The sequence below is a fragment of the Aestuariibacter sp. GS-14 genome, assembly GCF_006494365.1.
Classification (GTDB): domain Bacteria; phylum Pseudomonadota; class Gammaproteobacteria; order Enterobacterales; family Alteromonadaceae; genus Alteromonas; species Alteromonas mangrovi.
Window position 1 is genome coordinate 15,510 of sequence record NZ_VHIP01000013.1, and the last position, 20,870, is coordinate 36,379.

The window sequence follows — 20,870 nt, forward strand, 5'->3', positions numbered from 1 at the left end:
AGACAATTACTCAGTAGGCGGTTTGGAGTTTTCCACCCGACTTTTGAGCTTCTGACCTGGGCGGAAGGTAACCACGCGACGTGCTTTGATCGGAATGTCCTCACCCGTTTTTGGGTTGCGGCCAGGCCGTTCATTTTTATCGCGTAAATCAAAGTTACCAAACCCGGAGAGTTTCACTTGTTCACCGGATTCCAGTGCGCCTTTGATTTCTTCAAAAAACGCCTCCACCAAATCCTTAGCGTCTTTTTTGTTGATACCCAGTTTTTCGAATAAGTGTTCAGCCATCTCGGCCTTGGTTAATGCCATAATTTACTCTCTTAACGCTGCCCCGAATTCAGATTCAAGCCCTTTAACCACTGAATCTACCACCGCTTGGATCTCTGCATCTTCCAACGTTTTGTCGGGATCCTGCAGGATCAGTGATAAGGCCAGGCTCTTATAGCCCTCGGCTATTCCTTGACCAGTATACACATCGAACAAGTTTAGGCCAACTAATTGATTTGCGCTATTTTTTTCAATGAATTTTATTATGTCACCTACCGCTACGTTTTCTGCCACCGTAATAGCAATATCACGGCGGTTTGCAGGGAACTTGGAAATGGCTTTTGCCTGTGGCAAATCGCGCTGTGTTACCGCGCTTAATTGCAGCTCAAATACAAATACGCGTCCGTTAGTACCCAGCTTTTTGGTGAACTGCGGGTGAATCGCACCCAGCCAGCCAATGTGTTTGTCGTCCAGATACACGGCGGCAGACATACCAGGGTGCAAGGCTGAGTGCGCTTCAGCTTTGAAGCTCACCTGCTTGCTCTTACCCGTTAATCCCAGCAGCGCCTCAACATCGGCTTTGGCATCAAAGAAATCAACGGCTGAATCAGTGCCGTCCCAGTGTTCAGCTAAGCGCCGACCAGCAAGCACACCCGCCAGCATTGGCTGCTGATTAATGCCATTAGGCGCAGCGGCATCAGGCACAAAGCGCAAGCCAGTTTCGAACAAACGAATGCGATTCTGCTGGCGCTTTTGGTTATAAGAGGCGGCTTGCAATAAGCCCGGCCATAAACTTACACGCATAATCGACATGTCAGCCGAAATCGGATGCGGCAGTACCAGTCCATTGCTATCAGGGAACAACAGATTTTGAATTTTAGGATCCACAAACGAATACGTAATGGCTTCGTTGTAGCCGCGATTGAGCAACACCGATTTCACGGTATTCAGCGACAATGTTGCCTCGCTGGCCGGTATCATCGACAGTGCTGCAACCGGCGCCATATTAGGAATACTGTTGTAGCCGTATACACGGGCCACTTCTTCAATCAAATCTTCTTCAATGGCAATGTCAAAGCGATAGGACGGTGCTTTCGCAACCCAGCCTTCGGCTGATTCTGCTGCTTGCATACCCAATCTGGCCAGAATTTCAGCCACAGTGGCGTCGGCAATATCAATACCCAGTACGCGCTTCAGGCGCGCTTTGCGCAGGGTAACTTCCGGTTGCACAGGTAATGTTGCTTCATTCACAGCTTCCACTACCGGGCCCGCTTCACCACCACAGATATCCAGAATCAGGCGTGTTGCCCGTTCCATTGCGGTAGCTTGTAATTGCGGGTCAACACCTCGCTCATAGCGGTGCGACGCATCGGTGTGCAAACCATACTGGCGCGCTTTACCCATAATGGCATCCGGCGCGAAGAACGCACTTTCCAGCAGAATGTCAGTAGTCGTCTCATCAGTACCTGAGTGCAGGCCACCAAAAATCCCCGCCATTGCCAGCGCTTTGTTGTCATCGGCAATCACCAGGGTGTTGTCTTTCAGTTCTACCGTAGTTTCATCCAGCAGTGTCAGAGATTCACCGGCATGCGCCATACGGACATTAATTCCGCCTTCAATGGAAGCCAGATTAAAAGCATGCATTGGGTGACCCAGTTCAAGCAGCACAAAGTTAGTCACATCAACAATGGGGTCGATGCTACGAATGCCGCTGCGACGCAGTTTTTCCGTTAACCACAGTGGTGATTGGGCTTTTACATTTACGCCCTTTACTACCCGGCCAAGATAGCGCGGACATGCATCCGGCGCACTTAACGTAATGGCCAGCTTGTCTTCAATAGTTGGCGCAACCGCTTCAATCTGAGGTTCGGTTACGTCGGCATTATTTAATACGCCAACCTCGCGGGCGATACCGCGAACACCAAGACAATCGGCGCGATTGGGCGTTAAATCTACTTCAATCGTAACATCGTTTAAGCTCAGGTAATCGCGGATGTCTGCACCAATGGGCGCATCCAGTGGTAATTCAATAATACCGCTGTGATCGTCACTGATACCCAGCTCAGAAAAGCTGCACAGCATACCGTGAGACGGCTGTCCTCGCAGTTTTGCTTTCTTGATCTTAAAATCACCCGGCAATACAGCGCCCACTTTGGCGACAGCCACTTTCAGGCCAAGACGGCAGTTTGGTGCACCACAAACGATGTCCAGTAATTCGTCTTCGCCTACGTTAACTTTTGTTACGCGCAATTTGTCTGCGTCAGGGTGTTGTCCACACTCAACCACCTCGCCTACTACTACGCCAGAGAAATCTCCCGCAACCGGCTCAACGCCGTCTACTTCCAGCCCCGCCATGCTAAGCTGTTCGCACAGTTCATCCTGTGACGCAGCAGGGTTAACCCATTCTCTTAACCACTTTTCACTGAATTTCATGTTGATGCCGCCTTAGTTGAACTGCTTGAGGAAACGGAGGTCGTTTTCGAAAAACGCGCGCAAATCATTCACGCCGTAACGCAACATGGTTAAACGCTCAACGCCCATTCCAAAGGCGAAACCAGTGTATTCTTCCGGGTCGATACCCACCGCACGCAGTACATTGGGATGCACCATACCGCAACCGAGTACCTCCAGCCACTGGCCATTCTTACCCATTACATCTACCTCTGCAGAAGGTTCAGTGAACGGGAAGTAAGATGGACGGAAGCGTACCTGTAATGACTCCTCGAAGAAGTTTTGCAGGAAGTCGTGCAGAATGCCTTTCAGCTCAGTAAAGCTCACATTTTTATCAACCATCAGGCCTTCTACCTGGTGGAACATAGGCGTGTGAGTCTGATCGTAATCGTTACGGTAAACGCGTCCGGGTGAAATAATACGCAAAGGTGGCTTTTCTGCTTCCATGGTGCGAATTTGTACACCCGACGTTTGCGTGCGCAACATAATTTCCGGGTTAAAGTAGAAGGTATCATGGTCGGCACGGGCCGGGTGATTAGCCGGAATATTCAACGCGTCAAAGTTGTGGAAGCTGTCTTCCACTTCCGGACCGGTTTTAACCGCAAAGCCCAGTTCACCAAAGAATTGCTCGATACGCATGATAGTGCGTGACACCGGATGCAAGTTACCTGCAAACTCTGTACGGCCTGGCAAGGTTACATCTACCGCTTCTTCGGCCAGCTTTTGATTCATCTCGGCTGCGCGCAGGGCATCGCCCTTTTCGCCTATGGCCTGTTGAATAATTTGCTTTGCTTCGTTAATTTTTTGCCCGGCGAGTGGACGTTCTTCAGCAGACAACTGGCCCAACCCTTTCAACAGGTCAGTTAGTTTGCCCTTTTTACCCATGAACTCCACCCGAACCTGGTCGAGCGTGGCTGCATCGCTGGCAGCATCAATCTCGGCTTTCGCCTGACTGACTATCGCTTCAAGCTCCATGATTACCCCAATTTGGTACAAAATTACTGTGTGGCAAATCCGGCTTGGCTAAAGGCATCAATGCTGCTAAACGGCCGGATCTGTAAAAGGCCGACATTTTACACAAAGGATAAAAGGCACGGCTACCCTAACGGGCTGATTTCAGCAAATAAAATGCAAAAACCTGCAAAATTGCAGGTTTTTTATGGCTAAACGTGTGTTCCGCTATTTTACAAGCGGCAGGATTGCTTTAAATTCGGGTATATCGGCCCGCTGTAGTAACTCATACAGTGCCATTTCCACACAGGTTAGCACAGCGCCTGAACGTTGCATTTTATCCAGCGCCAGGGCTTTGTGTTCCGGATTTCTGGAAGACACAGCGTCACTCACCACGTGTGCGTTGTAACCTTTTTCCAACAAGTCACATACGGTTTGATATACACAAATATGTGCTTCAATGCCGCAAACCAGCCAATCTTTGCGCCCGGTTGATGCTATAGCCTGTGAAATTACGCTGTTGCCAAGCGCACTGAAGGTTGATTTAGCGTAGGGTTCACAACCACTTAAATGTGCTGCAACTGCCGGTAGGGTTGCACCGAGTTTGTCTGGCAATTGCTCCACCCAAATCACGGGCAGTCCCAGTAATTGCGACCCTTGAATTAACGTACTTACCGCACCCAGAGTTTCGTTACTATTGGCGACCAGTGTGGCCAGCTTGCCTTGCACATCAATCAGTATCAGGCCGGTATCTGACAGGGTTAACATAGTGATTGCTCCTCATTGGCACTGGCTATTTTGCCCAGTGCCAATGTATCACCTTTATGATTGAAGTGCGTTAAATTCGCGACGGGCTTTTTCTTTGCTCATGCCATATTTTTCCTGCATTTTGCCGTAGAAAACCTCAAACTTTCCTTCCATTTGCTCAACTTCATCCTGGGTAAGTTTGCCCCACTTCTGCTTAACTGTACCAGTAAGTTGTAACCATTTGCCTTTCGCTATATCGGTATTCATAGTTCGCTCCATAGTATTCAGAAGAATTACCCGAACAGACCTTCGCCGGGCCTTATGCGCTGTGCCATCACTAGCTGTAGCAATCTTGCGCATAAATGGATATCTGCTAAATACGTACCATTATTAACCTTATTAAAACCAATAAGTTACGAATCAATTAGCTGTGCAGTTTGTAGCGAAGTCATACCTGAGTGAAATACTTACAAAAAACCCGGCGTGGTGGATCAGGCCGGGTTTTTTATGGAATTTTCGTTAGTGAGCAGGCTTTATTTTAAATACCAGGCTGTACAACACCGGCACAAACACCAGCGTCAGTAAGGTGGCAAAGCCCAGACCAAACATGATCACCACGGCCATACTGGCAAAGAAGTCGTCAAACAACAGCGGGATCATGCCCAAAATGGTAGTAATTGCCGCCATGCATACCGGCCGCACACGACTCAAGGTTGCATGAAACAAGGCAGAATAAGGTGCTTTGCCTTCTTCCAGTTCCAGCTTTACCTGCTCAACCAGCACGATACCATTTTTAATGATCATGCCCGACAAGCTCAGGAAACCCAGTAACGCCATAAAGCCAAACGGTGCGCCGGTAATCAATAATCCGTAACTTACTCCGATGAGTGCCAATGGAATACATGCCCAGATAATCCCAGCGATTCGCGCAGAGGCAAATAGCAATACGGTGGTAATAAACATGATCAGGTAACCCAGCGGCAGCGAACCAAAAATGGCTTTTTGTGCTTTGGTAGAGGCCTCAAACTCGCCCCCCCACTCCAACTCATAGCCCACAGGTAATGCAATCGCTTCAATTTGGCCACGTACCCGAGAGAAAAGCTTGGCAGCCGTTTCAGTACCTAAAATATCGTGATCGGCCATCACCGTAATGGTGCGCTTGCGGTCGCGGCGCATAATAATAGGATCTTCCCATACTACGTCGAACTTGCGCACAATTTGGGTAATCGGAATAAACTGCTGTGCAGTAGACGAATAAATTTGCAGGTTTTCCAGATTATCCGCCGTAAGGCGCTCCTCCGGTGGAGGCCTGCTGATGATAGGCAGCAAATCTGTACCATCGCGATACACGCCAATTTGGGCACCGCTGAAGCTGGTTAACAACAAGCTATCCAAGTCAGCTTTGCTAATGCCTACCCGTCTTGCGGCCGCTTCATTAAACACCGGGCGGATCACTTTGGTTTGCTGACGCCAGTTATCGCGAATATTACGCGCACCGGGGTCGCTTTCTAATACGCGTTTGGCTTCTTCCGACAATTGACGCAGTACCAACGGATCGGGGCCACTAAAACGCGCTTCAATTTTAGCATCGGTAGAGGGCCCAATTTCCAGCCGCTTAATTTTGAAGAACATCTCGCTATGCTCAGATTCCATATAGTCACGCAACTTGGGCAATTGAGTTTCCAGCGCTTCTCCATCGCGCATGCGGATCACCAACTGAGCGTAAGTGGGATAGCTTTTTTCGGTTTTGTAAGTGAGCATGAAGCGCGCCAATCCCTGACCAACCGTGGTAGTAACTTCCTCTACCCCATCCTGCTGTAGCATGTGCTTTTCAATTTCACCCATTTTCTGGGCATTCACACGAATATCGGTGCCGGCTTTATGCCATACGTCAACCAGGAACATGGGGGTAGTCGACGGCGGGAAAAATGCCTGCTTAACCTGCCCAAACGCAATAACAGCACTCACCAGTAACGCAACCATGATAGTAACGGTAAGCCAGCGCCAGCGCAGGGCAATGCTCAACGCGCCACTGAACACATCAAATATGATGCCTTTGTAAATGTCTTCACTGTTTTTAAGTTCGCCTTCATTACTATTGTCCTCATCTTTAAACAGTAATGAAGCAAAGAAAGGCGTCAATGTGATTGCGGTTACCCAGCTCAGTAACAGGCTAACAAACAATACCCAGAACAGGCTGCCAGCAAACTCACCGGTAGCATCGCTCGACAGGCCAATCGGCGCAAAGGCAATGATTGCAATCACTGTGGCACCTAATAGGGGCCACATGTTCTGGCTCACTACCTGTGCAGCGGCATCGCGTTTGCTCATACCGCGCTTCATGCCTATCAGGATCCCTTCGGTAACCACAATGGCATTATCAACCAGCATCCCCAGGGCTATAATTAATGCTCCCAGTGAAATACGCTGCAAGTTTATGTCCATCTGCTGCATAAAGATAAACGTGCCCAGCACAGTAAGCAGCAGTATAAGTCCAATTAACAGCCCAGACTTGAGTCCCATAAACAGCAGTAGCACTACAATCACTATGCCCACGGCTTCGGCCAGGTTTAACATAAACCCGTACACCGACTTATCTACCTCAGCCGGCTGGTTATAAATGAAATCAGTATCCATACCAACCGGACGCATGTATTCAAGCTCCTGCATGCGTTGCTGAATACGTTCCCCCACTTCCACTACATTCACGCCATCGGCGAATGAAATCCCCAGCAGCAAAGCCTGTTGCCCGGCGTAATGGATTAAGTTATCTGGTACTTCTTCATAGCCCCGGTAAACACGCGCTACATCACCTAAGTAAATTTGCTCAGACGCGCCCGCCTGGCTAATTAACAGGTTTTCCAGTTCTTTAACCGACTCAAATTCGCCGGTTGGGTAAATGCGAATATATTCATCACCAATTTTTACCTTTCCGGCATTGGATACCTGATTCTGTGTAACCAGCAAAGAGCTGATACGACTTGGGCTGATCCCCAGCGACACGATTTTAGAACGCGATATTTCTACGAAAACCTGCTCGTCCTGCTCGCCTTGCAGGGTAACTTTGCCTACCCCGTCAACCAGCACCAGTTCGCGCTTTAAGAAATCCACGTAATCATTAATGTCTTTATACTGATAGCCATCACCAGTTACAGCGATGAGCATGCCGTACACGTCGGCAAAATCGTCGATGATTTTGGGCGGGTACACACCCGATGGTAACGATGGTGTCAAATCATTGATTTTACGACGCATCTCCTCCCATATCCCGCGCAGGTCGTCTTTGCGGTAGATACTTTTCATTTCTACCATGATCTGGGATTTACCGGCGGTTGAAACAGACTGAATATTGTCTACATAAGGCAATTGCTGAATAGCATTTTCTATGGGATAGGTTACCTCTTCTTCTACCTGTGTAGGCGAAGCGCCCGGGTACAGGGTGATCACCATGGCTTGTTTAATGGTGAACTGCGGATCTTCGAGCCGCCCCAAATTTAAAAACGCAATGATCCCACCTAATAACAAAATGAGGGTTACCATCCAACTGGATGTGCGATTATTAACAAAATAACTGGCGATGTTCACAACTACAGCCCCCGTTCTTTTTGCCAAATCCGTACTGTATCGCCAGCGTTCAGGCGGTGAACCCCCGCTTCAACAATTTGTTCTGAAGTGTTTAACCCCTGGATAATTTTAAAACCCTGCTCCGAAATACCGCCGAGCGTTACCGCCCGTTTTTCCAGTGTCATAGTGTCAGTGATCACAAACACATAACTTTGCTGGGCATTTTCAGCATCGGCAAACACGGCTGATGCGGGTACATTCCAGCCACCACTCTTCACTTTCATTACCTGATCCAGCTGTGCACGCACCGTGGCCGACATGCCCGGAAATACGTTAAAGCTATCAGGGCGGGGTAACTGAAATACCACCTTATAGGTGTTGGTTGCCGGATCGGCATCAGCGTCATATTCCTTTAAGGTTGCGCGAAATACTTCATCCGGATGCGTGTCGAATCTAACCTCAGGCTGATAGGTAGCTTCTTTATCCAGGTTAGACAGCAAATCTTCCGGAATTTGAATGGCCACATCCACTACCGTATTTTTCTGTAACGAAAATACGGGCTGTTGAGCGGTGACACTTTCGTAATTTTCTACAAAGCGCTGTGCAACTTGTCCACCAAACGGTGCATGTAATTGCGTATAGGCCAGGTTGGTCTTGGCTGACTTTAACGCCGCTGCGGCCACTTGTAACTGCGCATTGGCTTCATCAAAACCGGCTTTTGACGCCAATTGCTTCTCCAGCAATGTTTTTGCGCGGTCGTACTGCACTCTTGCCAAGTCGTAATTGGCCTGGGCCTGATCTACAGCGATTTGGTAGTCAGTGGGGTCTAATTTCGCCAGTAGCTGACCCGACTGTACCATTTGTCCGGACGTTACCAATAATTCCGACAACTCACCGGATACGCGAAACGCCAGCGTGGCGTCTTCACTGGCTTCCACTACGGCGGGGAATTCACGGTAGCCCCCCGTATCTCCCAAAGTGAGTGTAATTGCCTTCACCAGCTTGGTTTGATCTTTACTTACCGGCGCCACATCAGCTTGTCCGCCACAGCCTGCCAGCACGCCAACCAATGCCAATACGGCACTGATTTGAATATGAAATCGTTGGGTCACACACATTCTCCTAAAGCTTATGCTGGCAATATACGCCAATCCATACCAAAATAATATTTAATCTATTTTAGCCATATATTAAATTAAATTTATGACCCTTGAACAACTCCGCATGTTTGTAACGGTAGCCGAACTGGGGAGTATTGCCCGTGCTGCCGAGCAGTTACATAAAACACAACCCGCAATATCCATTGCCATTAAACGGCTACAGGAAGAATTTAAGCTAAGTTTATTGCAAAAAAGCGGTAACCGCCTGCAATTAACTGAAGATGGACAGCGCATGTTGCCGCACTGCCGGTATTTACTCAGGCAACAAGCCGATATATCAGGCCTGGCTGCCCACCTTAACCGTGACCACGAGCGTAAAGTTGAGCTGGTATTTGATACCATTTGCCAGCAGTTCAACATTTACGATGCAGTTATCAATACACAACAGGCGTTTCCTCACACAGAGCTCTACTTAACCTCGGTGGCCCGACTAGGCGCGTTGCAGAAGGTTATCAAAGGCACTGCAGATATTGCCATTACCCCCTGGATGCACAGTTTCCATGAACTAGCGACGTTCGACACCCTGCCTTTCGGCCAGTTTGAAGTAATTGCCGTTTTACATGTTAGCTGCCTGCGGAATTTGCACACACCGCCCAAACATTCCAGTCATCTACACGATTTGCCTCTGCTGATGCCCCAGGCATTCGATATTGATATTGATATTGAGAAGATGATGGGCGTGGTACCCGCATTTACTATTCGTACAAACGACAGCGATACACAAAAAGCATTGCTTATGAAAGGCGCAGGATGGGGTTATATTCCTCGCGATAAAGTATCGGAAGAGCTGGCTTTGGGGGAATTAGTGGCTTTAAACTTAAGCGATGTTACCAGCAGTATCCGCGGAGAAATTAGTGCCGTACGTAAGCTGGGTGAACAATATGGCCCGGTAAGTGAATTTCTGTGGCAGCAATTAATTAACATTGTGCAATCACAAGGACTCTCAACGTGAAACGCAGCTTAAAGCGCAAATGGTTTACTAAACCTGAAATGCTGGTGGTGGTAATACCAATTGGCAATCAATTCAGCTTTCATTGACCGGGCGTATGCCAAAACGTCGGTGTGGCCCAGCGTGTTAATAACGTCACAACAAAGGTAAACGGGCAATAGTGTCGTCCGGGCGGGATGTTTCGGTATTTGTGGTTACCGAGCCGGATTTGGTGTCTGTACTTCAAGACGCCAGTTTTGAGGTAAGTCTGTGTTACTATTCCATTTACGAAGACTGCTGGATAGCCTCAGGCATTAAAGCACCACAAGCGGTTAACGCTTGTGTTTTAAGCGATAAGAGCAGATTTATACAATAATTCTTTCGCTGAAACGAAAAACGGCGAGCATCCCGCTCGCCGTTTTCCGAAAGAACTTAAACTTAATTAAATAATTAAGCTAATGCGCCTTTAGCCGCTACGACTAATGCGCTGAAAGCCGCTTTGTCATGTACTGCGATGTCGGCAAGGATCTTACGATCGATTTCAACAGACGCTTTCTTCAGACCGTTAATGAAACGGCTGTATGACATGCCATTTTGACGAGCCGCAGCGTTAATACGTGCAATCCACAGTTGGCGGAATTGACGCTTGCGCTGACGACGGTCGCGATATGCATATTGACCAGCTTTAGTTACAGCTTGTACCGCTACGCGATAAACGCGTGAACGGGCACCGTAATAACCTTTAGCTTGTTTTAAAACTTTTTTGTGACGTGCACGTGCGATTGTGCCGCGTTTAACTCTAGCCATTATTCAGTCTCCTCAAACTTAAACGTAAGGCAGCATGCGCTGTACTAATTTAGTATCAGAGTCATGAACCAGTTTTTTGCCACGCAGGTGACGTTTACGCTTAGAGCTCTTCTTAGTCAGAATGTGACGTAAGTGAGACTGTTTGCTTTTAAAGCGGCCAGAACCAGTTTTTCTAAAACGTTTGGCTGCACCACTAACAGATTTCATTTTAGGCATTGCTAAAACTCCGCATTGTTAATATCGGTTTGGGGTGTGCAGTCACCTTTCTACCGGTTAATATTTATAGCAGGGTGTTTTGGGGTGCAGATTCCCAAAAACTTTAAACCACTACTACTTCTTAAGTGGGGCGAGCACCATGATCATCTGACGACCTTCCACCTTTTTAGGGAAAGATTCGCAGTTTGATACGTCCTCCAGGTCCGTTTTTACACGTTCCAGCAGTTCGATACCAATATCTTGGTGAGCCATTTCACGTCCGCGGAAACGGATCGTAACTTTGGCTTTATCGCCACTTTCCAGAAAGCGACGCAGGTTGCGCAGTTTTACCTGGTAATCGCCTTCATCAGTGCCAGGGCGAAATTTAATCTCCTTGACCTGAATGAGTTTCTGTTTTTTCTTTTGCTCTTTTTGAGCTTTACTTTTTTCAAAGAGGAATTTGCCGTAGTCCATCACTTTACAGACCGGCGGCTCAGCATTAGGACTAATCTCAACAAGATCCAAACTGGCTTCTTCGGCGGAGCTGAGTGCTTCTCTTAGCGATACCACTCCTACCTGGCTTCCATCCGCAGCAATTAAGCGGATTTCTCTTGCCGTAATTTCATCGTTAATCCGGGCTTTATCGCCCTGAGCCTTATTGTTAGCGCCTTTAATGTGCTAATCCTCCAACATTTTTAATCTTCACCTGGTTCTATATATTTGAAAGAAATTCTTTAAAACCAGACACTTATGTTTTTGCTGTTACCAACGAAAACTCGCGGCACAATTGTAGTGCGCGAGTATACCGTTATTTGATGGATTTTCCAGCGATTTCTTCGTTTGCCAGACTAATAAAGGCATCGATTGGCATACTGCCTAAATCTTCGCCACGGCGCGAACGCACTGCCACCTGACCCGATTCCATCTCTTTGTCGCCCACCACCAGCATATAGGGTACGCGCTTGAGCGTATGTTCGCGAATTTTAAAGCCAATCTTTTCATTTCTCAAGTCAGACTTTACGCGGAAACCCTGTTCCTGCAGTTTTTCTGTAATTTGCTTGGCGTAGGGCGCCTGATTGTCGGTAATATTCATGACTACCATTTGCTTCGGCGCTAACCACAGCGGGAAGAAGCCTGCATACTCTTCAGTAAGAATACCGATAAAACGCTCCAGCGATCCCAATACCGCCCGGTGAATCATTACCGGTACTTTGCGCTCGCCGTCTTCTGCAACGTAAGTAGAGCCTAAACGGCCTGGCATAGAGAAGTCAGCCTGCACGGTACCGCACTGCCATGCGCGATCAAGGCAGTCATACAGGGTAAATTCAATTTTAGGACCGTAAAACGCGCCTTCACCAGGCAGATACTTAAACTCAATGCCTTTGCTGTTAAGCGCATCGGCCAGGGCTTTTTCAGCCTTGTCCCAAATCTCGTCACTGCCAACACGGTTTTCTGGTCGGGTAGACAATTTTACTTCGATTTTTTCAAAACCAAAGGTGCGATAGGCGTCGTAAATCATGTCAATACAGCTACACACTTCGTCCAGCATCTGTTCTTCTGTACAGAAAATGTGGGCGTCGTCCTGGGTAAAACCGCGCACACGCATCAGGCCGTGTAAGGCACCGGATGGCTCATTGCGGTGACAACACCCAAATTCAGCCATACGCAATGGCAGGTCGCGGTATGACTTTAACCCCTGGTTAAATATCTGTACGTGACCCGGACAGTTCATGGGCTTAATGGCGTATTCACGCTTTTCTGATTCGGTAGTAAACATGTTCTCTGCGTACTTGTCCCAGTGACCAGAACGTTCCCACAGCACGCGGTCCATCATCAACGGACCTTTTACTTCATCGTAGCTGTAACGGCGCAGCATGTTGCGCACAAATTTTTCCAGCTCGGTATACACCGACCAACCATCGTTATGCCAGAACACCATGCCGGGTGCCTCTTCCTGCCAATGGAACAGATCAAGCGTTTTACCGATTTTACGGTGATCGCGCTTTTCAGCTTCTTCAAGGCGGGTTAAGTAAGCACTTAACTGCTTTTTGTCTGCCCAAGCGGTACCGTAGATACGCTGTAACATTTTGTTGTCGCTGTTACCGCGCCAGTATGCACCTGCCACCTTCATTATTTTAAAGTGTTGGCAAAACTTCATGTTAGGCACGTGAGGGCCACGGCACATATCAATATATTCTTCGTGGTGATACAACCCTGGGAAAGAGTCCTTCGGGATATTCTCGTCGAGAATTTGCATTTTGTAAGTTTCGCCGCGGGCTTCAAAGGTATCTCTGGCTTCCTGCCAGCTCACGTTTTTCTTAACCACATCGTAATTCGTTTTTGCCAGATCCAGCATGCGCTTTTCCAGCTTCTGCAGGTCATCCTGGGTCAGGCTGTGCTCCATATCAACATCGTAGTAGAAGCCATTGTCGATGGTAGGACCAATGGCCATTTTCGCATCTGGCCATAACTGCTTAATTGCATGACCAATTAAGTGCGCACAGCTGTGACGGATGATCTCAAGTCCGTCTTCGTCTTTTGCGGTGATGATTTGTAACGCAGCGTCTGAATCTATTACCTCGCAGGCATCTACACGCTCGCCGTTTACACGACCAGCAATGGTCGCTTTTGCCAGACCGGGGCCGATATCGGCAGCAACATCTAATACAGAGACAGGGTTATCGAAAGAACGCTGACTTCCATCAGGAAGAGTAATAACAGGCATGAATCATCCTTACAGTGGTGACACCTACTCTGTGCCACTTGTGTTTGCTTTAATCATAAAAAAACACCCTGAGATGGGTGCGTGAAAGGGGTAAATCCCCTGTGTTTGCACGGATTATAACGCCTTCGATCTTTCATGCAACGCTTAAAAGAGAAATATCGTTGCCAATCAGCTTGCTTTGCAAACGGGTATACAACGCACAAGGCTAAATAGGAGGCAAAAAATCACAAAATTCCTGCATGCTGAACTGGCAATGGCATCAAATTATTCCATACTTACAGTAAACCCCATGACATTACCTGCACATGTGGCAATTCATCAGCGAAACGATTTCAGAGGTAACCGGTAATCTATTTGTGTGTCAGCACAGACAAGTGCTGCACGGCACAGACTCGCATCAGAGCGTAATGATCCGTGATGACGCCAGGCGATACTTTGTTAAACACCGCACCATGAAGCACTCTAACGACCTGGTACTCGATGCCGAAGCTGAGGGATTAGCCGCGTTAGCCGCTACCCAATGCATGAAAATACCCTCTGTCATCTGCCAGGGCGTCATTGAAGAAAACGGTGGATTACAGGAATACCTGGTACTGCAATTTTTGAAGCTGCAACCTGCCAGCGGAGCACTCTGGTGGCGCTGTGGCGAACAACTGGCTTTGATACACCGCGCTCCCACCACCAACCGATTTGGCTGGCACCGCCACAATTTTATTGGTCAAACGCGCCAGGCGAATGAATTCACCTCAGGCTGGGCGCAATTTTATGCAGAATTTCGCATCGGCGTTATGCTGGAATCGCTGGCAAGACAAGGCCACAAATGGTGCAACATTGATGTATGCGTAACGCGCATTCATACGTTTCTACAACATCATCAGCCCCTCCCTTCACTGGTTCATGGTGATTTATGGCATGGCAATATTGGATTTTACCATAATCAACCCGTTATCTATGATCCTGCCGTATACATAGGCGACCGTGAAACAGACATCGCCATGACCGAACTGTTCGGAAAACTGCCTGAGGCATTCTACGAAGGATACCAGTCAACCTGGCCTTTAGAGCCTGATTACACCAAGCGCCGTAAACTTTATCAGCTTTACCACGTACTCAATCATGCCGTATTATTTGGTGGTCAATATCTCATCACCGCGCAACAGGACGTCAACCAGATTTGCCAACAGTTGTAGATAACACTTCAGGGTTAACAAGTATAAAGCGATCTCAGCTTTGCTGGATTTGGCTGACTTTTGCCTTGTTAACGCCGCTCATTGGTTGCGCCCCGGAAAATTCTGCCGCTCACCTTCAGGAATACCAAACCCGATTAGCGCGCACACTGGATATCAGCATTCCTTCCCTACCTGAAGCTCTGCCACTGCCTTACCCGACCCGCCACGAGTTGCTCAAGCATCCAACGGAAATCGCCATTGACCTTACTGAGCTGTACAAGATTCAAACCTGCGAGCTTGGCAGCCTGGTTGCACAGCGCAACACTGCACTTGGCAAAGTTCAGGCGTATTCAGTTCGCTTGCACTATGAACACACATTGCTTGCAGCTCTGAGCCAGTGTATTGCATTTTATCAGCAATCTGAGGTTACCTCAGAGGAGTCCATATCACTCCTGCCTACGCTGCAACACTGGCAAGCAATCAAGCAAGCAGACTTAACCGTTCATTGGAGCAACATGCTCACACTCAGTGAAGAAACTAAACAGGCGTTTAGCCGCCCAATACCCGATTTACTGGTGTCGCCACAGCTCGATATCACTGGGCAAGTAGCCGGACTGGCACAATTAAATGCGTATCAGACTTCCGGTACGTCTCAGGCGAAGAAGCTGGAAAACCAGCTTCAACAACTTGCGATATTGCGATTACCTGCAAGTGTCTGGCTGACTCAGCAACAATTGGCCCTTGGCCTGCCGGTTATCACCAAAGTACTGGACAGTGCATTACCGGCTCAATCCTGTGGTAGCGGACGCAATGACGATACTGCCGCCATTCTGCGCAATGTGTTTTATTTGTTTTTTATTGAGAAAATCCAACCGGTGGGTGGTCGAATCAATGCGTTCCACTATGCATTTGAGCAGGTTTCAAACGAATGGCAACAACACCCTGATTTACCTGACGCGTTTAAAGCCTATTTACAGAAGCAAGCGCAGGAATTTGAACGGTATCAACAGGCCATGAAAGCACACATTAACGTTTGGCAAACGTTTTTGGCTCGCTGCAATATGTCCCCCATGGCCTGATTCGTTTGCAGCGTCAACTTGCGAATTGGTATTACAACGTGTGCTGAATCGACAGAAACGACCCCAGCCCAATCGTGAATAAAAAGCAGCCCCATAAAGAGTGCTCCACAACAACAACGGCCGTAGAGCGGCTCTGCATGTAGCGCAATCCAAACACTGCCCCACCAATAGCCGACACCACCACCGCTATCCAATTGCCATATATGGCATGCGCAAAGCCGAACAGTAAGGTGCTTGCGCCCACCCTAATGTACCGTGAGGGAATAATTTGCTTATAACGGTGGAAGAAGAAAGTGCGGTAGATAATCTCCTGCGGCACCACCGACAACAAGGGATAAAGCACCAGTGTCATGAGCCAAAGCGAGGTTTGTTCTGCGGGCCATTGCAAAAATGCGTCAGGCAACCACCAGTACACCATCATGGCGGTTAAACACGCCCAAGGAATAAATAGCTTTAATGAAGCCAGCAAATGCGGCTTGCCCTGCTGCCAGTTCCACAAGCGGAAACGCTTGAACGATTTGTCGGCTAATAACAGCCACAAACACACACCACCAATGACTACCAATGCAGCCAACAGGTATGGGCCAGCGTACTGAATACCAGCAAGAAACAGCAGAGGTAGTAAAACGAACAAAGCTACCAGCTCCGTCCACAACTTATTTGGCGACACGGTTAAATCACTTCCACGCAAACATGAACAATTGATGACAGTTGCATGAATTTTACACGACGAATGCGCAATTCGCTAATGTAACATTTACTTAAATCGCAGATTCCGGATGGTATCCTGCACTTCACAGCTAAATCAATATTTCATTAAATATCAACGCTATACAAAAAATCAGTCACAATATCTAAAACCATATACTGCGAGAATATTACGCCTTAACATGACGTCATCCACCACCGGTTTTGAATTAAAATCAGCGTGTTACTGTTGCATCCCGAATTCTTAAGATATCCTTAAGCAAAGGATGACATCATGATCACAATTTGATTAACCAACGCACAAGCAGCGCCGCATGAATATATTGTTAGTTGAAGATGATTTGGCTTTGGCCAGTGCCCTAGGCGATTCTCTGCGCAGGCAGAATTATGCCGTCAACACAGTACACACCGGAAAGGACGCCCTTGCGGCGGTAAAGCAAGCCGAAACCGACATGGTAGTGCTGGATTTGGGACTGCCTGATATGGACGGTTTACAAGTGCTAAAAACTCTCAGAAGCCGCGATGCTACCCTGCCGGTGCTCATTCTTACGGCCCGCGACAGCATGAATGACAAAATTCTGGGGTTGGATGGCGGTGCAGATGATTACCTGCCAAAACCGTTCGATATGGCAGAATTGTTTGCCAGACTCAGGGTGCTCGAGCGCCGTATGGGCAATGCAACATCCAGCAGTATTAGTTTACACGGCGTTGCGTTAAATCTGGCTGAGCACACGGTTAGCGTAAATGATCAACCTTTATCCTTACCCCGCAGAGAATTTATGGTGTTGCGAATTCTAATGGAAAATGCCGGGCGGGTGCTGTCAAAGCAACAATTTGAAAGCAAACTGTACGAATGGGGCGACGAAGTGGCATCCAATACCATTGAAGTACACATCAGCAATTTACGTAAGAAATTGCCCGACAGCTTTATCAAGACCATTCGTGGTGTGGGTTACACCACTCCGAAAGGATAAATGTCTCCGCTATGAATTCCATTCGCCGCCAGGTCACCTGGCTGTTGATAGCCCTGATTGTACTGGTCACCTTTAGTGCGGCCATTACCGGTTATCGCGCCAGTATGCAGGATGCTACACGGTTGTTCGACGGCGAACTACAGGCCATTGCCGCAACGTTGGTTGCCTTACCAGCCAGTCAAACAGCCAGAGCATCTGAAATTGAGAGTCCACCGGATGTGGCATGGCAGATTTGGCAACAGGATCACCTGCTGATGCGCTCAGCAAATGCGCCAGATAGGCCTATTGGCAAAATCGAAAAAGGATTCAGCGCCGAGAATTTTCTGGGCAACCGATGGCGGGTGCTCACGTCCATCAACCCCGCCAATGAAGTTGTTGCAATGGTTGCACATCCTCTTGGGAGTCGCGATACGCTTACAGAAAGCCTGATTTTGGCAGCCATGACACCATTAATTATCAGTATCCCTGTGCTGGCATTATTGATTTATTGGGTAGTAAACCGAGGCTTACGTCCACTCAACGCCCTATCGGCTCAACTGGAAAACAAAGCCCGCAACAATTTAGAACCCATTGCGTTAAGTAATACACCAAACGAATTGACGACCGTTATTGACACACTTAATTCCCTGTTTTTAAGACTGAACAAAGCATTTGAACGCGAACAACTTTTTTCTGCCAATGCCGCACATGAATTGCGCACCCCACTAAGCGTTTTAAAGATAAATCTGCATAATTTGCATGTTTCTGATTCGCCTGGTAAAGATGAAATTGCCAGATGCCAACGCGACACCGATCGAATGATTCGGGTAATTAATCAATTATTGTTGCTTAGCCGGACCAATCCGGAAACAACTCAGGCCAATCTTGAAAATGTGGAAATAGAGTCCATGTTGCAAGAAATTATCAGCGAGATGTACGACACCATTGATGCCAAACATCAGGCTATTTCGCTCAACAGTTCACCTTGCGAGCTGCAAGCGAATTCGTTTGCGTTACATACCATGTTCACCAACCTGATAGGTAATGCCAGTAAATATACCCCGGATGGTGGTGAAATTGAAATAACCACAAAACTTAAAACGGACAGACTTGAGATCCAGGTTGCCGACTCAGGACCAGGTATTCCACCGGCTGATTATGAAAAGGTCCTCACGCCTTTTTTCCGGGTCGCCAACGTGCAAACGCAGCGGCAGTCAGGCAGTGGCATTGGTCTGGCAATTGTGAATCAGGTTGTCATGTTACACAAAGGCAAGCTCAGTCTTGGTGAATCCAGATTTGGTGGATTAACCGTTACCGTTACCCTGCCCCGGCATAGCTCATCACAGGAGCCGCTATGTTGAGAGTCCTGTTATCTTTTTGCCTGCTTATTATTAGCGTGGATGTCCTGGCGGCCAGGCCCGAAGTAGTAGTGCGCATTAAGGACAATCTGTTTCACCCGGCGAATATCTATGTACCGGCCGACAAAAAAATCAAACTCACAATTGTTAACGAAGACGACGAACCAGAGGAATTTGATAGCTTCGCGCTGAACCGTGAGAAAGTGATCTTCGGCCAGTCGAAGGCGAATATTTTTATCGGGCCACTCTCCCCCGGCCGTTATCCGTTTTTTGGTCAGTATCACCCTACTACCGCGCAGGGAGAAGTCATTGTTCTGGCCCCCGGCGAGGAGGCTCCCGATGCTAATTAACACGGTTATTTTAATGTTGCGCGACGCGCTGCCCATCGCCTTACTCATCAGTTTTATGTTACTGGCTTTTCGGGTTGAACACCGCGCGATATGGCAATTAGCGCTTGCATCGCTGATAACCACAGCGCTACTGGTGCTTAGTCGAAATACCGTAAGCGACCTGCTCGACGGCACTGGCTATGAATGGCTAACCGTTATGCTGCTGGTTGTTGCTTACGTGTCTGCATTAGCAAGTATGAAATCACCCGTTCAGTCGCACTATTTGATCCTGACAGCCGCCCCCATCATCAGCCTTCATGTGGCAGATTTTGCACTGTATCTGGTCGCCTTTGGCAGTCATTCAGAGCGTATTCCGGCCATTTTTATTGGCTCAGTACTTGGCTGTGGGATCAGCCTGAGCATTGCCATTTTATTGGTTGTGTTACTTGCGCCTTATCGAACTGGGCTGGCGCTGCGCTGCTTGTGGATGCTGTTTATGGCGGCGCAAGCCAGTGATGTTATTCCCCAGTTACAACAAATTGGCGTGATCGATGAAACGTCGCCGCTTTGGAATAGCAGCGCACTGGTTAGTGATGCCAGCGAATACGGACATTTGTTAAATGCATTGATGGGTTATGAATCACAGCCCGGTATAGCATATTTCGCTAGCTGGGTATGTTTAGTGGTTGTAGCCCAGTGGTTTGCCCTGCGCAGTTATTTTTTACTTCGGCCTCGTGCCGCCGAAGGAGTATTTTCATGAGACTTATGCTTACTTTTCTTCTGGCCGGTGTGCTGCTGTTGCCTTTGCAAACCGTGCAGGCCGAGCCGTCATCTGGCGTGGTTGACCGGGTTTACCATCCTTATATTTTGCCCTTCGAACGAGAATTGGAATGGCGTTTTATGTCGCGTCAAAACGAAGACGGCAACGAACTGTTGCAACGCATTGCTTTTGGTCATGCCTTGAGCGAAACCGTGATCGCCAAATTTTACGCAGTAGGGTCGCGCGATGAACAACATGACGATTTTGGTTTGGAAGGCTATGAATTTGAAATTCGCTGGATGATGACGGAACAGGGTAAATACTGGGCGGACTTTGGCACCCTGTTTGAAGTGGAAAAATATCACAACGAAAAGCGCTGGGAAGTCACTACGGGTTTGGTCATGGAAAAAGAAATTGGCCCCACCAGCTTAACCGTTAACACTCTGTTGGTGTATGTATGGGGAGATGTGCCCGACCAGGAATTAAAAACCCAGTTACGGGTAAAATACCGTTATCGTTGGATGCCGTTGTTACAACCGGCTATCGAGTTGTATACAGGTGATGACTTTATCGGCATTGGCCCGGCCTTTATGGGTATCCAACGCTTTGACAGCCGTCGACAGTTAAAATGGGAGTTGGGTTTTATTGCTGCGGTAGATAGCGTGGTAAAAGATCACACGTTGCGTTTTTCGCTGGAATACGAATTTTAGCGCGGCACCAGG

Annotated in this window: 20 protein-coding genes; 8 read left to right on the forward strand and 12 right to left on the reverse strand. The window is 48.1% G+C overall.

Annotated features, from left to right (window positions below; translation table 11 throughout):
• Positions 1-6: 6 nt before the first annotated feature.
• The 7 genes from ihfA to FJ444_RS16850 form a co-directional block, all read right to left on the reverse strand.
• On the reverse strand, positions 7-306 hold the full coding sequence (ihfA, locus tag FJ444_RS16820; protein WP_073324884.1) for an integration host factor subunit alpha: 300 nt from the start codon (positions 304-306) through the stop codon (positions 7-9).
• A 3-nt stretch (positions 307-309) separates the two neighbouring features.
• A complete protein-coding gene (gene pheT / locus FJ444_RS16825) occupies positions 310-2,697 on the reverse strand; it encodes a phenylalanine--tRNA ligase subunit beta (protein ID WP_140960234.1) in 2,388 nt (795 codons plus the stop codon).
• Positions 2,698-2,709: 12 nt separating this feature from the next.
• Positions 2,710-3,690 (reverse strand): phenylalanine--tRNA ligase subunit alpha, encoded by a 981-nt coding sequence (gene pheS / locus FJ444_RS16830; protein ID WP_140960235.1) that lies wholly within the window; start codon positions 3,688-3,690, stop codon positions 2,710-2,712.
• Positions 3,691-3,894: 204 nt separating this feature from the next.
• Positions 3,895-4,434 carry an isochorismatase family protein gene (locus FJ444_RS16835; RefSeq protein WP_140960237.1) on the reverse strand — a complete coding sequence of 180 codons (540 nt, stop codon included), beginning with the start codon at positions 4,432-4,434 and terminating at the stop codon, positions 3,895-3,897.
• A 54-nt stretch (positions 4,435-4,488) separates the two neighbouring features.
• Entirely contained in the window at positions 4,489-4,680 is a 192-nt protein-coding gene (locus tag FJ444_RS16840) for a CsbD family protein (protein WP_140960239.1), read from the reverse strand.
• Between the two features lie 252 nt (positions 4,681-4,932).
• Positions 4,933-7,998 (reverse strand): efflux RND transporter permease subunit, encoded by a 3,066-nt coding sequence (locus FJ444_RS16845; RefSeq protein WP_140960241.1) that lies wholly within the window; start codon positions 7,996-7,998, stop codon positions 4,933-4,935.
• Positions 7,999-8,000: 2 nt separating this feature from the next.
• A complete protein-coding gene (locus FJ444_RS16850; RefSeq protein WP_181405200.1) occupies positions 8,001-9,089 on the reverse strand; it encodes an efflux RND transporter periplasmic adaptor subunit in 1,089 nt (362 codons plus the stop codon).
• 91 nt (positions 9,090-9,180) lie between these two features.
• On the opposite strand from FJ444_RS16850, the gene FJ444_RS16855 reads away from it, so the two are divergent.
• Complete coding sequence (locus FJ444_RS16855) at positions 9,181-10,089, forward strand: LysR family transcriptional regulator (RefSeq protein ID WP_140960245.1); 909 nt, start codon at positions 9,181-9,183, stop codon at positions 10,087-10,089.
• 426 nt (positions 10,090-10,515) lie between these two features.
• Here FJ444_RS16855 and rplT read toward each other — a convergent pair whose 3' ends face one another.
• The 4 genes from rplT to thrS all read right to left on the reverse strand — a co-directional run bounded on the left by rplT (position 10,516) and on the right by thrS (position 13,792).
• Positions 10,516-10,872 (reverse strand): 50S ribosomal protein L20, encoded by a 357-nt coding sequence (gene rplT / locus FJ444_RS16860; protein WP_140960247.1) that lies wholly within the window; start codon positions 10,870-10,872, stop codon positions 10,516-10,518.
• A gap of 18 nt (positions 10,873-10,890) precedes the next feature.
• Entirely contained in the window at positions 10,891-11,088 is a 198-nt protein-coding gene (gene rpmI, locus FJ444_RS16865; RefSeq protein ID WP_140960249.1) for a 50S ribosomal protein L35, read from the reverse strand.
• A gap of 114 nt (positions 11,089-11,202) precedes the next feature.
• Positions 11,203-11,742, reverse strand: a complete 540-nt coding sequence (gene infC / locus FJ444_RS16870; protein ID WP_140960251.1) for a translation initiation factor IF-3 — start codon at positions 11,740-11,742, stop codon at positions 11,203-11,205.
• A gap of 133 nt (positions 11,743-11,875) precedes the next feature.
• Positions 11,876-13,792 (reverse strand): threonine--tRNA ligase, encoded by a 1,917-nt coding sequence (thrS, locus tag FJ444_RS16875; protein ID WP_140960252.1) that lies wholly within the window; start codon positions 13,790-13,792, stop codon positions 11,876-11,878.
• 305 nt (positions 13,793-14,097) lie between these two features.
• Between thrS and FJ444_RS16880 the strand changes: the two genes are divergently transcribed.
• Positions 14,098-14,982: a fructosamine kinase family protein gene (locus tag FJ444_RS16880; RefSeq protein ID WP_140960254.1), complete on the forward strand. Its 885-nt coding sequence runs from the start codon at positions 14,098-14,100 to the stop codon at positions 14,980-14,982.
• A complete protein-coding gene (locus FJ444_RS16885) occupies positions 14,967-16,040 on the forward strand; it encodes a DUF3080 family protein (protein WP_181405202.1) in 1,074 nt (357 codons plus the stop codon). The genes FJ444_RS16880 and FJ444_RS16885 overlap by 16 nt, the downstream gene beginning before the upstream one ends.
• Before the next feature lie 31 nt (positions 16,041-16,071).
• Here FJ444_RS16885 and FJ444_RS16890 read toward each other — a convergent pair whose 3' ends face one another.
• Entirely contained in the window at positions 16,072-16,674 is a 603-nt protein-coding gene (locus FJ444_RS16890) for a CPBP family intramembrane glutamic endopeptidase (RefSeq protein ID WP_255439270.1), read from the reverse strand.
• Positions 16,675-17,062: 388 nt separating this feature from the next.
• On the opposite strand from FJ444_RS16890, the gene FJ444_RS16895 reads away from it, so the two are divergent.
• Genes FJ444_RS16895 through FJ444_RS16915 form a run of 5 tightly spaced genes read left to right on the forward strand, consistent with a single transcriptional unit; the run spans position 17,063 to position 20,858 of the window.
• Positions 17,063-17,722 carry a response regulator transcription factor gene (locus FJ444_RS16895; protein ID WP_140960260.1) on the forward strand — a complete coding sequence of 220 codons (660 nt, stop codon included), beginning with the start codon at positions 17,063-17,065 and terminating at the stop codon, positions 17,720-17,722.
• 11 nt (positions 17,723-17,733) lie between these two features.
• Entirely contained in the window at positions 17,734-19,062 is a 1,329-nt protein-coding gene (locus FJ444_RS16900; protein WP_140960262.1) for an ATP-binding protein, read from the forward strand.
• Positions 19,056-19,409 carry a cupredoxin domain-containing protein gene (locus tag FJ444_RS16905; protein WP_140960264.1) on the forward strand — a complete coding sequence of 118 codons (354 nt, stop codon included), beginning with the start codon at positions 19,056-19,058 and terminating at the stop codon, positions 19,407-19,409. Before FJ444_RS16900 ends, FJ444_RS16905 begins: the two co-directional genes overlap by 7 nt.
• On the forward strand, positions 19,399-20,148 hold the full coding sequence (locus FJ444_RS16910) for a hypothetical protein (RefSeq protein ID WP_140960266.1): 750 nt from the start codon (positions 19,399-19,401) through the stop codon (positions 20,146-20,148). Before FJ444_RS16905 ends, FJ444_RS16910 begins: the two co-directional genes overlap by 11 nt.
• 5 nt (positions 20,149-20,153) lie before the next feature.
• Positions 20,154-20,858 carry a hypothetical protein gene (locus FJ444_RS16915; protein ID WP_140960444.1) on the forward strand — a complete coding sequence of 235 codons (705 nt, stop codon included), beginning with the start codon at positions 20,154-20,156 and terminating at the stop codon, positions 20,856-20,858.
• Positions 20,859-20,870 lie beyond the last annotated feature (12 nt).